The sequence below is a fragment of the Curtobacterium sp. MCBA15_016 genome, from assembly GCF_001865105.1.
In the GTDB taxonomy this organism is placed as follows: Bacteria; Actinomycetota; Actinomycetes; order Actinomycetales; family Microbacteriaceae; genus Curtobacterium.
This window is the reverse complement of record NZ_MJGR01000020.1, coordinates 107,794-122,675: the sequence shown is the minus strand read 5'-3', so window position 1 is coordinate 122,675 and position 14,882 is coordinate 107,794. Positions and strand designations below refer to the sequence as shown.

Genomic DNA, 14,882 nt, shown 5'->3' with positions numbered 1-14,882 from the left:
ACCCGCCGCGGTCGCTGCCGCGGCGGTCGTCCTCGCGGCCGACGAACCGGCCCCGGTCTCCCCCGCGGTCGTCGCGACCCCGGTACCCGCCGCCGGACGCCGGACGCTCGTCGCGGCCGCGGTACCCACCGCGGTCATCGTCACGGCGCGGAGCATCACGGCGGTCGTCACGACCCCGGTACCCACCACCGGACGCCGGACGGTCGTCGCGGCCGCGGTAGCCACCGCGGTCATCGTCACGGCGCGGAGCATCACGGCGGTCGTCACGACCCCGGTACCCGCCACCGGACGCCGGACGCTCGTCACGCCCGCGGTACCCACCACCGGAGGCCGGACGGTCGTCGCGGCCGCGGTAGCCTCCACGGTCATCGTCACGGCGCGGGGTATCCCGGCGGTCGTCACGACCCCGGTACCCACCGGAAGCCGGACGCTCGTCACGGCCGCGGTACCCGCCACCGCTCGACGGACGCTCGTCACGCCCGCGGTACCCGCCGCCAGTCGACGGACGGTCGTCACGGCCGCGGTAGCCCCCGCGGTCGTCGTCACGCCGGCCGGACCCCGCACGGTCGTCACGACCCCGGTACCCGCCACCGGAGGACGGACGCTCGTCACGGCCCCGGTACCCACCGGAAGCAGGACGCTCGTCACGCCCGCGGTAGCCTCCGCGCTCGTCGCGACCAGCGCTCTCGGACCGGCCACCCGCACGGCCGGAGCCGGCGGTGCGGTCGCGTGACGCGCCTCCAGGACGACCTGCGCCGTCCCGGCGACCCGCGCCGTCCCGGCCCGCGCCGCCCCGTGGGCCGCCTCGTCGTTCTTCCTCATACGCGGCCATCGGGGATCCCTTCGTTCTGCTCGAAGCCGCCGGCACCGTCGTCCAGGAGGGGCGAGATGAGCGGCAGCTCGTCGAGCGAGTTGATGCCGAGCTGCTGCAGGAGCAGGTCGGACGTGACGTAGTTGATGGCGCCGGTCTCGGCGTCGGTGAACGACTCCTCGATGAGGCCGCGCGCGACGAGCGTGCGGACGACGCCGTCGACGTTGACGGCCCGGATCGAGGCGATCTGCGACCGGGTGATCGGCTGCTTGTACGCGACGACCGCGAGGGTCTCGAGCGCCGCCTGCGACAGGCGGGAGGGGCGTTCGGCCTCGACGAACTGCTCGACGACGTCGTCGAGGTCCTGCCGGACGTAGAAGCGCCAGCCGCCGCCGACCTCGCGGAGTTCGAACCCGCGGCGGATCGTGCCGTCGACCCCGTCGAAGTCCGCCACGAGACGCTCGATGGCCTGCCGGACGACCGGGACGGGAGCCCCCACGGCCGCGCCGAGGGACACGAGCGACTGGGGTTCGTCGGCGATCATCAGGATCGCCTCGAGCTGCCGGTCGACGGGGATCTCCGGCCGGGCGGCACGCTCGTGCGCCTCGTGGATCTCGCGCTCGATCGCGCGGGCGTCGGCCATCTCGTCGGCGCCGCCGGGTTCGGCACTGGACGAGTCGTGCACATCATCCGTCATAGTCGGCTCCCAGGTTGGCGAGGCTCTCGTCGGACCAGTCGTCGGCGGTCCAGCGCAGCGTCAGCTCCCCGAGCGGTTCGAACTGTTCGAACGAGATGGATGCGTTCCGGTACAGCTCCAGGATCGCGAGGAAGCGAGCCACCACGATACCCGTCTCCGAGACGCCGGCGACCAGTTCGCGGAACGAGACGTCCTCGTCGGCACGCGTGCGGAGGATCGAGACGACGATCGCGGCCTGCTCCCGGATGCTGACGAGCGGGGCGTGCAGGTGGTCGAGTCCGACCGTCGGGAGCTCACGCGGCGCGAACGCCAGGGTCGCCAGCGCGGCGAAGTCCTGCACCGACAGGGTCCAGACGAGCTCGGGGGTCCGGGCGCGGAACCGCTCCTCGAGCCGGACGCTCCGCACGTGGCGTCGGGACTCGGTCAGCCAGCGGGAGCCGAACCAGTCGGCGGCCTGCTTGAACGCCCGGTACTGCAGCAGTCGGGCGAACAGGAGGTCGCGGGCCTCGAGCAGGGCGACGTCCTCGGCGTCGACGAGCTCGCCCTGCGGCAGGAGTCCGGCGATCTTGAGGTCGAGCAGCGTGGCGGCGACGACGAGGAACTCGCTGGCCTCGTCGAGTTCGTCCTGGGATTCGGCCTGGCGCACGTACTCGATGAACTCGCCCGTCACGGCGCCGAGGGAAACCTCGGTGATGTCGAGCTCGTGCTTCGTGATGAGCGAGAGGAGCAGGTCGAACGGGCCGTCGAAGTTGCGGAGCCGGACCCGGAAGCCGGCCGCGGTCTGCGTGCCGGCGGGTGCCGGCTGTCCGGCCGGTCCGGGTGCCGGCTGTCCGGCAGGTCCGGGCGCCGGCTGCCCGGCTGGTCCGGGAGCCGGCTGCCCGGCCGGTCCGGGAGCCGGCTGCCCGGCCGGTCCGGGGGCCGGCTGTCCGGGTGCCGGCTGTCCGGCCGGTCCGGGGGCCGGCTGTCCGGCAGGTCCGGGGTCAGGCGACGGCGCCACGCTCGACGAGCTCCCTGGCGAGCTGCCGGTACGCGTGTGCGGCCGCGTGGTCCGGCGCGGTCTGCGTGATCGGCCGCGCCGAGACCGTGGCGTCCGGGAACTTCACGGTCCGGCCGATGACGGTGTCGAGCACGCGGTCGTCGAAGGTGTCCACGACGCGCTCCATGACCTCGCGCGAGTGCAGCGTGCGCGAGTCGTACATCGTCGCGAGGATCCCGTCGAGTTGCAGCGCCGGGTTGAGGCGGTCGCGCACCTTGTCGATCGTCTCGATGAGCAGCGCCACACCACGCAGGGCGAAGAACTCGCACTCGAGCGGGATGAGGACGCCGTGCGCGGCCGTCAGGGCGTTCACGGTCAGCAGCCCGAGCGACGGCTGGCAGTCGACGAGGATCACGTCGTAGTCGTTCGCGACCTTCCGGAGCACGCTCGCGAGGATCTGCTCGCGCGCGACCTCGTTCACGAGGTGCACCTCGGCCGCGGAGAGGTCGATGTTCGCGGGGATCACGTCGAGGTAGGGCGTGTTCGTCGGCTGGATGACCTGGTTCGGGTCCTTGATCGACCCCATCAGCAGGTCGTAGACGGTGGGGATGTCGTGGGTCCGCACGCCGAGGCCGGCCGACAGGGCGCCCTGCGGGTCGAAGTCCACCGCGAGGACCTTGCGCCCGTACTCCGCCAGCGCCGCGCCGAGGTTGATCGACGTCGTGGTCTTGCCGACGCCGCCCTTCTGGTTGCACAGCGCGATGATGCGAGCGGGACCGTGGCCGTCGAGCTCCTCGGGCACCGCGAACTGCCGGACGGGCCGTCCGGTCGGACCGTAGGTGGTCTCGCCGGTTCCGGGGGTGGTCGTCGGGTTCGTGCTCACCCCGTCATCGTACCGGCGACCGGCCGCCGGGCCGGGCCGCACCGCCGCAGGTCGGGCCGCACCGCCGCAGGTCGAGGCCAGGAGGCGCGACTCACGCTGGGCGCAGCGCCACCCGCATGCTGTCCACGCGTTCCGCGATGACGGCGTCCGCCGTCCAGCGCTGCTGCAGGCGCCCCACGAGCTCCTGCACCTGCGTCTGGTCGAGTCCGGGGTGGAGCGCCAGCCCCACCGTCAGTTCCGCACCGGCGAACCGTCCGAGCGGGTCCCCCGGGGCCAGCTCGACCCGCGCCACCGCACGCTCCCCCACGACGGAGTCGGCGAAGGCCCGGGCCACTTCCGGGTCCTCGAAGCAGGGCATCCACGGCAGGTCCTGCCCGATCGCCCACACCGCGGGGCGACGGAGCACGAACTCGGTCGGCGCCGTCGGGTCGAGGACCACGAGCTGGGTCTCCTCGCTCGCCGCGGCCATGGCCACGCGGCGGGAGTCCGCTGGGACCGGTCGGGCGTCCGGATCCCAGGAGCGCATCGCCTCGACGGAGGTGAAGGCGGGCATGACGCTGCGACCGTCCGGGCCGGCGACCGTCACGATGGAGAGCTCCTGCGTCTTGTCGACGAGCTTGCCGGCGTCGGTGTGCCCGATGTCGCCGGCCTCGGCGATGAGCGGGATGAGCAGCCGTGCGGTGCGGAGCGCGTCGACGACCGCCCGCTGCGACCCCCCGTCCGGCAGCGCCGTGATCGCAGCGACGACGGCCGCGTCGGCCAGACCGTCGTCGTCGTCGAACGTCGTGTCGTGCTGGTCGAACGTGCGACCGGCCCAGGCGAAGCCCGCGGAGTCCGCCGCCCCACCGGGGGTGTGCGCGTCGTCCGGGTGCCCGTCACCCGCGGGCCCGTCGGGTCCGGTGCCGCGACCGTTCGAGATGCCCGCCACGCGCCTACTCCGAGGCGATGTCGAGCGCGGCCGGGAGCGTGAACGCCCCCGAGTAGAGCGCCTTGCCGATGATCGCGCCCTCGAGCCCGTGCGGCACGAGCTCGCGCAGTGCCCGGAGGTCGTCGAGCGTCGAGATCCCGCCGGAGGCCACGACGGGCTGGTCGGTGCGGTCGCAGACCTCGCGGAGGAGGTCGACGTTCGGGCCCTGCAGCGTGCCGTCCTTCGTCACGTCGGTCACGACGTACCGGGCACAGCCGGCTTCCTCGAGGCGGTCGAGGACCTCCCACAGGTCGCCGGCGTCCTCCGTCCAACCCCGGCTGGCGAGGGTCGTGCCGCGCACGTCGAGCCCGACGGCGATCTGCTCGCCGTACGTCCGGATCACGCGGGCAGCCCACTCCGGGTCCTCGAGCGCGGCGGTGCCGAGGTTCACGCGTGCCGCACCGGTCGCGAGGGCTGCCTCGAGCGAGGCGTCGTCGCGGATGCCGCCGGAGAGCTCGACGGCGACGCCCTCGACCTCGCGGATGGCGTGCGCGATGACCTTGCGGTTGTCACCGCGGCCGAACGCCGCGTCGAGGTCGACGAGGTGGATCCACTCGGCACCCTGGTCACGCCACGTCCGGGCCGCCGTCACCGGGTCGCCGTAGGAGGTCTCGCTGCCGGCCTCGCCCTGGGTGAGGCGCACCGCCTGACCGTCGACGACGTCCACGGCGGGCAGCAGGACGAGGGGCGTGGTGGTGGAGAGCTCGGTCATGGTCCTGTCTTCGTTGCGGGGGTCGTCGGGCGCGTCGTCGTTCGCGACGTGTCGCCGCGGGTCTCAGAGCGACTGCACCCAGTTGCGGAGCAGTCGGATGCCCGGCTCGCCGGACTTCTCGGGGTGGAACTGGGTGGCGGTGAGCGGACCGTTCTCGACCGCGGCGACGAAGCGCTGCCCGTGCTCGGCCCAGGTCAGGCGCGGCGCCCGGAACGGCCCGTACGCCTCGAGCGGGAAGTCGGTCACGCCGTACGAGTGCACGAAGTAGAAGCGCTCGTCGTGCAGGCCCTCGAACAACACCGAGTCCGCAGGAGCGTCGACCGTGTTCCACCCCATGTGGGGCAGGACGTCGGCCTGGATCTGCTCGACCGTGCCCGGCCACTGACCGAGCCCCTCGACGTCGGCACCGCGCTCGATGCCGCGCGAGAAGAGCACCTGCATGCCGACGCAGATCCCGAGGACCGGACGGCCGCCGGCGAGACGGTGGTCGACGATCTCGCCGCCCCGGACGCCCTCGAGCTGCTCGACCACGGCTCCGAACGCCCCGACGCCGGGGACCAGCAGTCCGTCGGCCCGGAGCGCCGACTGCTTGTCCGACGTCAGGGTGACGTCGGCGCCGGCGCGTTCGAGGGCCTTGGCAGCGGAGTGGACGTTGCCCGACCCGTAGTCGAGGACGACGACGTTCGGCTTCGCCCCGGCGGTCACAGCGAGCCCTTGGTGGACGGGATGCCGTCCACGCGGGGGTCGAGTTCGACCGCCGTGCGCATCGCCCGGGCGAACGCCTTGAACTCGGCTTCGGCGATGTGGTGCGGGTCGCGGCCCGCGAGCACGCGGACGTGCACCGTGATGCCGGCGTTGAAGGTGATCGCCTCGAACACGTGGCGGACCATCGAGCCGGTGAAGTGGCCGCCGATCCGGTGGAACTCGAAGCCCGCGGGCTCGCCGGAGTGCACGAGGAACGGCCGGCCGGAGACGTCGACCACTGCCTGGGCGAGCGCTTCGTCGAGCGGCACGAGGGCGTCCCCGTACCGACCGATACCAGCACGGTCACCGAGGGCCTGCTTGAGCGCCTGGCCGAGCACGATGCCGGTGTCCTCGACGGTGTGGTGGACGTCGATGTGGGTGTCGCCGGTCGATCGCACGCGGAGGTCGATGAGCGAGTGCTTGCTGAACGCCGTCAGCATGTGGTCGAAGAACGGCACGCTCGTCGAGATGTCGGACGTGCCGGTGCCGTCGAGGTCGAGTTCGAGCTCGATGCTCGACTCGCTCGTGCTCCGGCTGATCGTGGCGGTGCGCGCGGTCATGCTGCAACCCTAACCGGCGGCTGATCGGCGGCGACGCGGCGCATGGCGTCGAGGAACACGGTGGTCTCCTCTTCCGTGCCGGCGCTCACCCGCAGGTGGTTCGGGATGCCGAGGTCGCGCACGATGACGTCCTGCTCGAGCAGCGCTTCGAACGCGGCGTGCGGGTCGGCGACGCCGCCGAACAGGACGAAGTTCGACCACGTCTCGTACGTGCGGTAGCCCATCGCCCGGAGTTCGGTCACCATGCGGTCGCGCTGCTGCGTGATGTCGTCGACCATCGCGAGCATCGCGGGGGCGTGCCGGAGCGCCGCCACCGCTGCCGCCTGGGTCAGGGCGGAGAGGTGGTACGGCAGCCGGACGAGTCGGATCGCGTCGATGACGGCCGGGTGGGCGGCCATGTAGCCCACGCGGGCACCGGCGAAGGCGAACGCCTTGCTCATCGTGCGGGACACGATGAGACGCTCCCGCCCGGGCAGCAGGGTGAGGGCGCTCGGGGCGTCGGCAGGCATGAACTCGGCGTAGGCCTCGTCGACCATCACGATGCCGTCGGTCGCGGCGTAGGCGGCCTCGATGGTCTCGATCGGGAGCGGCGTACCCGTGGGGTTGTTCGGCCCGCAGAGGAACACGATGTCCGGCTGGTGCTCACGGATGGCGGCCACCACCGTCTCGGGCGCGATGCGGAACTCGTCGTCGCGCTGCGCCGGGATCCAGGTCGTGCCGGTGCCCGACGCGAGGATCGAGTGCATCGAGTAGGTCGGGGGGAACCCGAGCACGGTACGACCCGGCCCACCGAAGGCCTGGAGCAGCTGCTGGAGCACCTCGTTCGAGCCGTTGGCCGCCCAGATCTGCTCCGGACCGAGCGCCTGCCCCGGGGCGAGGTCGCGCTGGAGGTAGTCCGCGAGGGACTGCCGCAGCTCGGTGAACTCACGGTCGGGGTAGCGGTTCACGGTCGTCAGCGCCTGGCGGATCGACGACACGATGTCCTCGGCGACGTCGGCTGGCACCGGATGCGTGTTCTCGTTGACGTTGAGCTGCACGCGCACGTGCTTCTGCGGGGCGCCGTACGGGCTCTGCCCGCGCAGGTCGTCTCGGATCGGGAGGTCTTCGAGCGTGAATGCCACCGATCCATCGTAGGCCGCTCGAACGGTATGGTGACCGGCCGTCCGGACGGTGCTAGTGCGCGGCGGTGTACTGCGCCGGGATCGAGATCTCCTGCCCGGCCTGCAGCCCGGAGCCGTCGAGCGCGTTCAGGCTGACGACGTCCTGCACGAAGTCGCGCGGGTCGGCGTTCGGGGCGGTCTCTTCCGCCAGCTGCCAGAGCGTCTCGCCCGGCTGGATGGTCACGGTCTCGAAGTGGGCGTGCGACTCGGTGTTGCCGGCCGATGCCTGTCCGCCGTTCAGCACGGCGAGTGCCACACCGATCAGCAGCGGGATCGCTGCGAGCGTCGTCAGGACGACCCGGCCGCGACGCGTGAGGCGCAGGCGCGTACGCACGGCGGGCGCGGTGCGCTGGATGTCAGCGATGGCGATGGTGCTCATGTCGTTCTTGCCTTCCCGTTCGGGTGAACCGAAGTCCTGTACCGAACATAGTTTCGAATGACGAGCCGCACAAGTCCTGCGCGGAGATTTCTGGGGGGTTTTCTGCCGACACGCTCGAACAGGTGTTTGTCCGGCGATGACCGGTCGGATACTGTTTCGATCGACTGGGACAAGTCAAGCGGGCACCACCGACATTCCCGCGGGCACGGTCCCGGCACCGACGAAGGGCGAGACGACGTGGCGGACGAACTGCGGGGCCAGAAGCCGCTGACGGCGAAGCAGCAGGCGATCCTCGACGCGATCCGCGCGTCGATCGCCAGCCGGGGCTACCCGCCGAGCATGCGCGAGATCGGTGACGCCGCCGGCTTGTCCTCGCTGTCGAGCGTCTCGCACCAGCTCGGCCAGCTCGAGCTCGGCGGGTGGATCCGCCGCGACCCGAACCGCCCCCGCGCGCTCGAGGTCCTCGTCGACGAGCCGACCCCCGACGTCGAGGGCCCGGACGTCGACGCGACGACGCTCGTCCCGCTCGTCGGCCGGATCGCCGCCGGTGTGCCGATCACGGCCGAGCAGCACGTCGACGAGATCGTGCCGCTCCCCCGGCAGCTCGTCGGCACTGGTGACCTCTTCATGCTCAAGGTCGTGGGCGAGTCGATGATCGACGCCGCGATCTGCGACGGCGACTGGGTGGTCGTCCGGTCGCAGCAGACGGCCGAGAACGGTGACATCGTCGCCGCCATGCTCGACGAGGAAGCGACCGTGAAGGTCTTCCGCCAGCGGGACGGCCACACGTGGCTGCTCCCCCGCAACACCGCGTTCGAGCCGATCCTCGGCGACGCGGCCACCGTGCTCGGCAAGGTCGTGGCGGTCCTCCGCTCGATCTGACGGCGCAGGCACCGCGTGCCTCTGCGCTGAGCACAACCAAAGCCGGTTCGAACCACACGATCACGTGGTTCGAACCGGCTTTCGTTGTGCGGCGCCGAACGGAACCGCGCAGCCGCGGTGGGTGCGGCGCGGGCGTGCGCCGCGCCTCCTGGACCGCACGCCGCGCGTCAGCGCAGGGCGCGCCTCAGGACGCGACGGGCGCGACCACGAACGGGTCGAGCTCCGCGACCTGCCGCTGGAACACGCGCACCCGCAGGCGCGTGCCGTCCTCGACGTAGTCCACGGTCTCGACCGCGCCTGCGTCGTGCAGCGACGACACCAGGTCACCGCGGTCGTACGGGACCACCACGGTGAGCTCGACGTCGGGTTCGGGGAGACGTGCCTCGATCACGTCGAGGAGGTCCTGGATGCCCTCGCCCGTGCGCGCCGAGACGAACACCGCGTCCGGCACGAGGCCGACGAGCACGAGCCGCTGCGACTCGTCGATGAGGTCGGCCTTGTTGAAGGCGACGATCTCCGGGATCTCGCGGGCGCCGACGTCGCCGATGACCTCGCGCACGGTCGCCAGCTGGGCGGCCGGGTCGGGGTGCGAGCCGTCGACCACGTGCACGATGACGTCGGCCTCGCCGACCTCTTCGAGGGTGGAGCGGAACGCCTCGACGAGTTGGTGCGGCAGGTTGCGCACGAAGCCGACGGTGTCGACGAAGGTGAACTCGCGGCCCTTCGCGCTCTCGGTCCGGCGGACCGTGGCGTCCAGCGTCGCGAAGAGCTGGTTCTGGACGAGCACGCCGGCGCTCGTCAGTCGGTTCAGCAGCGAGGACTTGCCCGCGTTGGTGTAGCCGGCGATCGCGACGCTCGGGACGTCGTTGCGGTGTCGGTCGGCCCGCTTCGCCTCGCGCGCGGGGCGGAACCCGGCGATCTGGCGACGGAGCTTCGACATCCGGGTGTGGATGCGACGACGGTCGAGCTCGATCTTCGTCTCACCGGGACCACGCGAACCCATGCCCGCACCGCCGGAGACCTGGCCACCGGCCTGGCGGGACATCGACTCACCCCACCCGCGGAGTCGCGGCAGGAGGTACTCGAGCTGGGCGAGTTCGACCTGGGCCTTGCCCTCGCGGCTCTTGGCGTGCTGGCTGAAGATGTCGAGGATCACGGCCGTCCGGTCGATCACCTTGACCTTCACCACGTCCTCGAGCGCGCGGCGCTGGGACGGGGCGAGTTCGGTGTCGGCGATGACCGTGTCGGCGCCGGTGGCCTTGACGACCATCGCGAGCTCTTCGGCCTTGCCCTTGCCGAGGTACGTGGAGGGGTCGGGGTTCGGCCTGCGCTGCAGGAGCCCGTCGAGCACCACCGCACCCGCGGTCTCGGCGAGGGCGGCGAGCTCACGCAGGGAGTTCTCGGCGTCCGAGGCGTCGCCGTGCGGGTACACGCCGATCAGGACGACCTGCTCGAGCCGGAGCTGCCGGTACTCGACCTCGGTGACGTCCTCGAGTTCGGTGGAGAGGCCGCCGACGCGGCGGAGGGCAGCCCGGTCTTCGCGGTCGTATTGGTCGCCGTCGCCCGTCCAGGCGTGGTCGTCGACCGATCGGGTCTGGATCGCCTGCGCGGGGGCGAAGATCGAGGAGCTCGCGCGGGAGTCGGCGTTGCGCAGGACCCGCTCGACGACACCAGCAGCGCTGTCGTCGGTGGTCTCTGCGTCTCGGTTCGTGGTGTCCGTCATCTTCTCCACAGGGTACCGCTCGGGGCCTCGGGACACACGGGGTTGCCGGTACGGTTCATCCATGGCGAACGACCACTACTTCTCCGCGAACCCGTCGTCGGACACCCGCGAACGCCAGATCCACGTCACCCTCGCCGGTCGCCCGCTCACGCTGACCACCGCCGCGGGTGTCTTCAGCCCGGACGGGCTCGACCGTGGCACGCGGGTGCTGCTCGGCTCGGTGCCGCCGCCCGCGCACGAGGGGGCGCTGCTCGACGTCGGCTGCGGCTGGGGTCCGATCGCCATCACCATGGCCCTCGACTCCCCGGCCGCCCAGGTGTGGGGCGTCGACGTGAACGAGCGGGTGCTCGGTCTCGCCCGGGCGAACGCTGCTGCTGCGGGGGCCGACAACGTCACCGTCGCACTGCCGGACGAGGTACCGGCCGACCTGCGGTTCCGGACGATCTGGTCGAACCCGCCGATCCGGGTGGGCAAGGACGAGCTGCACCAGATCCTGCTGACGTGGCTCCCCCGGCTCGAGGTCGGTGGGGACGCGTGGTTGGTCGTGTCGAAGGACCTCGGGGGCGATTCGCTGCAGCGGTGGTTGCGGGAGTCGCTGGACGCGGGGTTCCACGTGTCGCGGGCGTCGACGGACAAGGGGTTCCGGGTGCTGCGGGTGGACCGCGCAGCCGAGTAGGCGACGCGGGCCGCGTGCCGCGTGCAGCCGGCCGCCGGCGCGCGGGGCGCACGGCTGGCGCCGTCGCGCGAAGCGCGCGGTCCGAGTCGAACCACGGTTCCGACATCGAACCAGCGCAAACGGGCAGTTCGATGTCGGGAACGTGGTTCGACACGTCACGCGACCGGCCAGCGCGGCCAGCACGCCGCAGTCAGCGTGCCGCGACCGGGCAGCGCGGCCAGCACGCCGCGGCCGGCGCGCCGCTACCGGGCAACGCGGCCAGCGCGACCGACCCGCCCGTCCGCACCGCGGCAGTGGCCAGGAGGCGCGACCCACGTGACGAGCGTCGGCGCGCCGAACCGCGCCTCCTGGCCGGAAGCCCCGCCCGGCTCAGACCGTCAGGTCACCCGAGAACACGAGTTCCGCCGGCCCGGACAACGCGACGTGCTCGCCGTCCTCCGCCGCGAAGATGCGCACCGTGACGACCCCACCCGGCACGCGCACGCGCCACGTGTCCGGCGCCCCGTTGCCCGCCCAGTACCGCGTCGCGAGGGCCGCGGCGACGGCCCCGGTGCCGCACGACAGGGTCTCGCCGCTGCCGCGCTCGTGGACGCGCATCGTGATCTGACCGACGCCGTCCTGCACGAGCGGGTCGCCCGGCAGCACGAACTCGACGTTCGCGCCGGCCGCGGGGACCGGATCGAGCACCGGCACGTACGTGAGGTCGACCTCGGCGAGTTCGTCCTCGGTCGCGACGGCGACCACCACGTGGGGGTTGCCGACGTCGATGCCGAGCCCGGGGCGTGCTCCGTCGAGGTTCTTCGCCCGCACGAGCACGTCGTCCGCGCCGCCGCCCTCGATGCCGAGCCCCCAGCGCCCGAGGTCGGCGGAGAAGCCGTTGGTCGTCCGCTGGATGTCGACGAGTCCCTTGCGGCTGCCGACCGTCAGGGTCTCGCCGGGGGTGAGGTCGACGAGCCCGGACTCCGTGAGGTAGCGCGCGAACACGCGGATGCCGTTCCCGCACATCTCGGCGACCGTGCCGTCGGCGTTGTGGTAGTCCATGAACCAGGTCGCCGCGGGGTCCTCGGCGACGAGCGCCTGCCCTTCCGGCAGCGCCTCGGACCGGACCGCCCGGATGACGCCGTCGCCGCCGACACCGAACCGGCGGTCGGCGATGGCGCGGATCCGCTCGGGGGTCAGGTCGACCGACGCGTCGGGGTCGGCGAACAGGACGAAGTCGTTGCCGGTCCCCTGGCCCTTGGTGAAGTGCAGCTCGGTCACGGGACGATCCTACGGGCAGCCGCTGTCAGAGCCACTCGATCGGCGCCGGTGACGTCGAGGAGCTCCGCGTCGGCGTACCGCCGGAACCACGACACCTGCCGTCGGGCGTACTTGCGCGTCGCGATGCCCGTCGCCTCCACCGCATCTTCGACGGTCGCGTCCCCGCGGAGCACCTCGAGCGCCTGCGAGTACCCGATCGCCGCCCGCGCGGTCCGCCCCGACTCGAGGCCCTGCTCGCGCAGCCCACGGACCTCGTCCACGAGACCGGCGTCGAACATGCGCGCCGCGCGCTCGTGCAGCGCGGCGACGAGCTGCGCTCGGTCGCGGCGCAGGTGCAGGATCCGAGCGGGTCGCCAGGCGCGGGGCGCGGACGGGAGGCTCGGCGTGACCACCTCGGATCGGCTCGCGATCTCGAGTGCACGGATCAACCTCCGCGGGTTGCGTGCGTCGATGGTCGCCGCGGCCGCCGGGTCCAGACCGCGGAGTCGTTCCAGCAGGACGCCCGGCCCGAGTTCCTCGTGCTCGCGCTCGAGGTGGGCGCGGAGCTCGGGATCGGTGCCGGGGAACGCGAGGTCGAAGAGCACGGCCGAGACGTACAGCCCGCTGCCGCCGACGAGCAGGGCGACGTTCCCGCGGCCGTGGATGGCCTCGATCTCCGCCCGCGCATCACGCTGGTAGGCGGCGACACTGGCCTCGTCCGTGACGTCGAGCACGTCGAGCTGGTGGTGCGGGATGCCCCGGCGCTCCTCGACGCTGAGCTTCGCGGTGCCGATGTCCATGCCTCGGTAGAGCTGCATGGCGTCAGCGTTGACGATCTCGGCGGGGCGGCCTGCGGCACTGAGGCGTTCGGCGACCGCGATCCCGAGGTCGGACTTGCCGGTGCCGGTCGCCCCGACGACGGCGATCAGGTCGCCGGCGCCGGCGCGCTCCTCGTCAGCGGCCGACACGGATGCTGGGCAGACCGAGCGACACCGGCCGCGGGCCGTCAGCGGCCCCGGCGGAGGCCGGCGTCGGGACGCCACAGATCTCCGCCTGGGCACGGTCCCACGCGTCGCCGGCACGGGTGCGCCGGATCCGCAACGGTGCGTCCCCGTCGGCGATCAGGAAGTGCGGTGCCGAGCGGGTGACCTCGACGGTGACGACGTCCCCGGGCCGCGGGACGTCCGATCCGCCCGGCACCGAGAAGTGCACGAGTCGGGAGTCCTCGGCGCGGCCCGACAGCCGGTGCGTGGCGTCGTCCTTCTTGCCCTCACCGGTGGCGACGAGGACCTTGACCGTACGCCCGACCTGCTTCGCGTTCTCCTCTGCCGTGATGTGCTCCTGCAGGGCGACGAGGCGCTCGTACCGTTCCTGCACGACGTGCTTCGGCAGCTGCTCGTCCATCGTCGCCGCGGGCGTCCCCGGCCGGATCGAGTACTGGAACGTGAACGCCGAGGCGAACCGCGACTGCTCCACGACGCGCAGGGTGTCCTCGAAGTCCGCGTCGGTCTCGCCGGGGAAGCCGACGATGATGTCCGTCGAGATCGCCGCGTGCGGGATCTTCGCCCGGACGCGGTCGAGGATGCCGAGGAACCGTTCGCTCCGGTAGCTGCGGCGCATCGCCTTGAGGACGCGGTCCGACCCGGACTGGAGCGGCATGTGCAGCTGGGGCATCACGTTCGGCGTCTCGGCCATCGCGTCGATGACGTCGTCCGTGAAGGCGGCGGGGTGCGGGCTGGTGAATCGGACCCGCTCGAGGCCCTCGATCTGACCGGCGGCACGGAGCAGCTTGCCGAACGCCTGGCGGTCCCCGAACTCGACGCCGTAGGAGTTGACGTTCTGCCCGAGCAGGGTGACCTCGATCGCGCCGTCGTCGACGAGTGCCTGGATCTCGGCGAGCACGTCACCCGGGCGGCGGTCCTTCTCCTTGCCGCGCAGCGACGGCACGATGCAGAACGTGCAGGTGTTGTTGCAGCCGACCGAGATCGACACCCAGCCACTGTGCGTCGAGTCGCGCTTGGTCGGGAGGGTCGACGGGAAGACGTCGAGCGACTCGAGGATCTCGATCTGCGCTTCGTCGTTGTGCCGGGCACGCTCGAGCAGCGTCGGCAGCGACCCCATGTTGTGCGTCCCGAAGACGACGTCCACCCACGGCGCCTTCTCGAGGATGACGTTCTTGTCCTTCTGCGCCAGGCACCCGCCGACCGCGATCTGCATGCCGGGGTGCTCGCGCTTGATGCCCGCGAGCTGCCCGAGGTTGCCGTACAGACGGTTGTCGGCGTTCTCGCGCACGGCGCACGTGTTGATGACGACCACGTCCGCCTGCTCGCCGTCGGCGGCGACGTACCCGGCGGCCTGGAGCGACCCGCTCAGCCGCTCGGAGTCGTGCACGTTCATCTGGCACCCGTAGGTGCGGACTTGGTAGGTGCGGGGGCGCGCTGCGACGGTGGCCATGGTCGTCCCAGTGTAAAAC

At 72.0% G+C, this 14,882-nt stretch carries 15 protein-coding genes and 1 pseudogene; 3 read left to right on the top strand and 13 right to left on the bottom strand.

What is annotated here, in order from left to right:
- A pseudogene (locus BIV03_RS19575) lies at positions 1–733 on the top strand (hypothetical protein); the annotation flags it as partial.
- 85 nt (positions 734–818) lie between these two features.
- On the opposite strand, the gene scpB reads toward BIV03_RS19575, so the two are convergent.
- The 9 genes from scpB to BIV03_RS09170 form a co-directional block, all read right to left on the bottom strand.
- Entirely contained in the window at positions 819–1,508 is a 690-nt protein-coding gene (gene scpB, locus BIV03_RS09210) for an SMC-Scp complex subunit ScpB (RefSeq protein WP_254790825.1), read from the bottom strand.
- Entirely contained in the window at positions 1,498–2,505 is a 1,008-nt protein-coding gene (locus BIV03_RS09205) for a ScpA family protein (RefSeq protein ID WP_083403321.1), read from the bottom strand. Before BIV03_RS09205 ends, scpB begins: the two co-directional genes overlap by 11 nt.
- Entirely contained in the window at positions 2,489–3,367 is an 879-nt protein-coding gene (locus BIV03_RS09200; RefSeq protein WP_070416496.1) for a ParA family protein, read from the bottom strand. The genes BIV03_RS09205 and BIV03_RS09200 overlap by 17 nt, the downstream gene beginning before the upstream one ends.
- Before the next feature lie 91 nt (positions 3,368–3,458).
- Positions 3,459–4,295 (bottom strand): SseB family protein, encoded by an 837-nt coding sequence (locus tag BIV03_RS09195; protein ID WP_083403320.1) that lies wholly within the window; start codon positions 4,293–4,295, stop codon positions 3,459–3,461.
- A 4-nt stretch (positions 4,296–4,299) separates the two neighbouring features.
- Positions 4,300–5,046 (bottom strand): bifunctional 1-(5-phosphoribosyl)-5-((5-phosphoribosylamino)methylideneamino)imidazole-4-carboxamide isomerase/phosphoribosylanthranilate isomerase PriA, encoded by a 747-nt coding sequence (gene priA / locus BIV03_RS09190; protein WP_071295438.1) that lies wholly within the window; start codon positions 5,044–5,046, stop codon positions 4,300–4,302.
- A 63-nt stretch (positions 5,047–5,109) separates the two neighbouring features.
- Positions 5,110–5,751 carry an imidazole glycerol phosphate synthase subunit HisH gene (gene hisH, locus BIV03_RS09185; RefSeq protein WP_071295437.1) on the bottom strand — a complete coding sequence of 214 codons (642 nt, stop codon included), beginning with the start codon at positions 5,749–5,751 and terminating at the stop codon, positions 5,110–5,112.
- Positions 5,748–6,350: an imidazoleglycerol-phosphate dehydratase HisB gene (hisB, locus tag BIV03_RS09180; RefSeq protein WP_071295436.1), complete on the bottom strand. Its 603-nt coding sequence runs from the start codon at positions 6,348–6,350 to the stop codon at positions 5,748–5,750. Before hisB ends, hisH begins: the two co-directional genes overlap by 4 nt.
- The gene (locus tag BIV03_RS09175) at positions 6,347–7,471 is read right to left on the bottom strand and encodes a histidinol-phosphate transaminase (protein WP_070416500.1); all 1,125 of its coding nucleotides are present in this window, start codon (positions 7,469–7,471) and stop codon (positions 6,347–6,349) included. The genes hisB and BIV03_RS09175 overlap by 4 nt, the downstream gene beginning before the upstream one ends.
- Positions 7,472–7,523: 52 nt before the next feature.
- Complete coding sequence (locus tag BIV03_RS09170) at positions 7,524–7,889, bottom strand: LysM peptidoglycan-binding domain-containing protein (protein ID WP_070416501.1); 366 nt, start codon at positions 7,887–7,889, stop codon at positions 7,524–7,526.
- 237 nt (positions 7,890–8,126) lie between these two features.
- Between BIV03_RS09170 and lexA the strand changes: the two genes are divergently transcribed.
- Positions 8,127–8,771: a transcriptional repressor LexA gene (lexA, locus tag BIV03_RS09165; RefSeq protein ID WP_070416502.1), complete on the top strand. Its 645-nt coding sequence runs from the start codon at positions 8,127–8,129 to the stop codon at positions 8,769–8,771.
- A gap of 184 nt (positions 8,772–8,955) precedes the next feature.
- Here the strand turns inward: lexA and hflX are convergent, their stop codons facing one another.
- Positions 8,956–10,494 (bottom strand): GTPase HflX, encoded by a 1,539-nt coding sequence (hflX, locus tag BIV03_RS09160; RefSeq protein WP_070419127.1) that lies wholly within the window; start codon positions 10,492–10,494, stop codon positions 8,956–8,958.
- A gap of 61 nt (positions 10,495–10,555) precedes the next feature.
- On the opposite strand from hflX, the gene BIV03_RS09155 reads away from it, so the two are divergent.
- Positions 10,556–11,170: a class I SAM-dependent methyltransferase gene (locus BIV03_RS09155; RefSeq protein WP_071295435.1), complete on the top strand. Its 615-nt coding sequence runs from the start codon at positions 10,556–10,558 to the stop codon at positions 11,168–11,170.
- A gap of 369 nt (positions 11,171–11,539) precedes the next feature.
- On the opposite strand, the gene dapF is transcribed toward BIV03_RS09155, so the two are convergent.
- From dapF to miaB, 3 genes are read right to left on the bottom strand one after another with little or no spacing between them, the layout of a single operon-like run.
- Positions 11,540–12,430, bottom strand: coding sequence for a diaminopimelate epimerase (dapF, locus tag BIV03_RS09150; protein WP_070416504.1), 891 nt, complete (start codon positions 12,428–12,430; stop codon positions 11,540–11,542).
- The gene (gene miaA, locus BIV03_RS09145) at positions 12,427–13,377 is read right to left on the bottom strand and encodes a tRNA (adenosine(37)-N6)-dimethylallyltransferase MiaA (protein WP_175475782.1); all 951 of its coding nucleotides are present in this window, start codon (positions 13,375–13,377) and stop codon (positions 12,427–12,429) included. The genes dapF and miaA overlap by 4 nt, the downstream gene beginning before the upstream one ends.
- Positions 13,364–14,863 carry a tRNA (N6-isopentenyl adenosine(37)-C2)-methylthiotransferase MiaB gene (gene miaB / locus BIV03_RS09140; protein WP_071295434.1) on the bottom strand — a complete coding sequence of 500 codons (1,500 nt, stop codon included), beginning with the start codon at positions 14,861–14,863 and terminating at the stop codon, positions 13,364–13,366. The genes miaA and miaB overlap by 14 nt, the downstream gene beginning before the upstream one ends.
- Between the last annotated feature and the right edge of the window lie 19 nt (positions 14,864–14,882).

Bases quoted from the DNA above. Each gene is read 5' to 3' on its own strand.
- scpB (WP_254790825.1), bottom strand. From the start codon at position 1,508: ATGACGGATGATGTGCACGACTCGTCCAGTGCCGAACCCGGCGGCGCC.
- priA (WP_071295438.1), bottom strand. From the start codon at position 5,046: ATGACCGAGCTCTCCACCACCACGCCCCTCGTCCTGCTGCCCGCCGTG.
- hisB (WP_071295436.1), bottom strand. From the start codon at position 6,350: ATGACCGCGCGCACCGCCACGATCAGCCGGAGCACGAGCGAGTCGAGC.
- BIV03_RS09170 (WP_070416501.1), bottom strand. From the start codon at position 7,889: ATGAGCACCATCGCCATCGCTGACATCCAGCGCACCGCGCCCGCCGTG.
- hflX (WP_070419127.1), bottom strand. From the start codon at position 10,494: ATGACGGACACCACGAACCGAGACGCAGAGACCACCGACGACAGCGCT.
- BIV03_RS09155 (WP_071295435.1), top strand. From the start codon at position 10,556: ATGGCGAACGACCACTACTTCTCCGCGAACCCGTCGTCGGACACCCGC.
- miaB (WP_071295434.1), bottom strand. From the start codon at position 14,863: ATGGCCACCGTCGCAGCGCGCCCCCGCACCTACCAAGTCCGCACCTAC.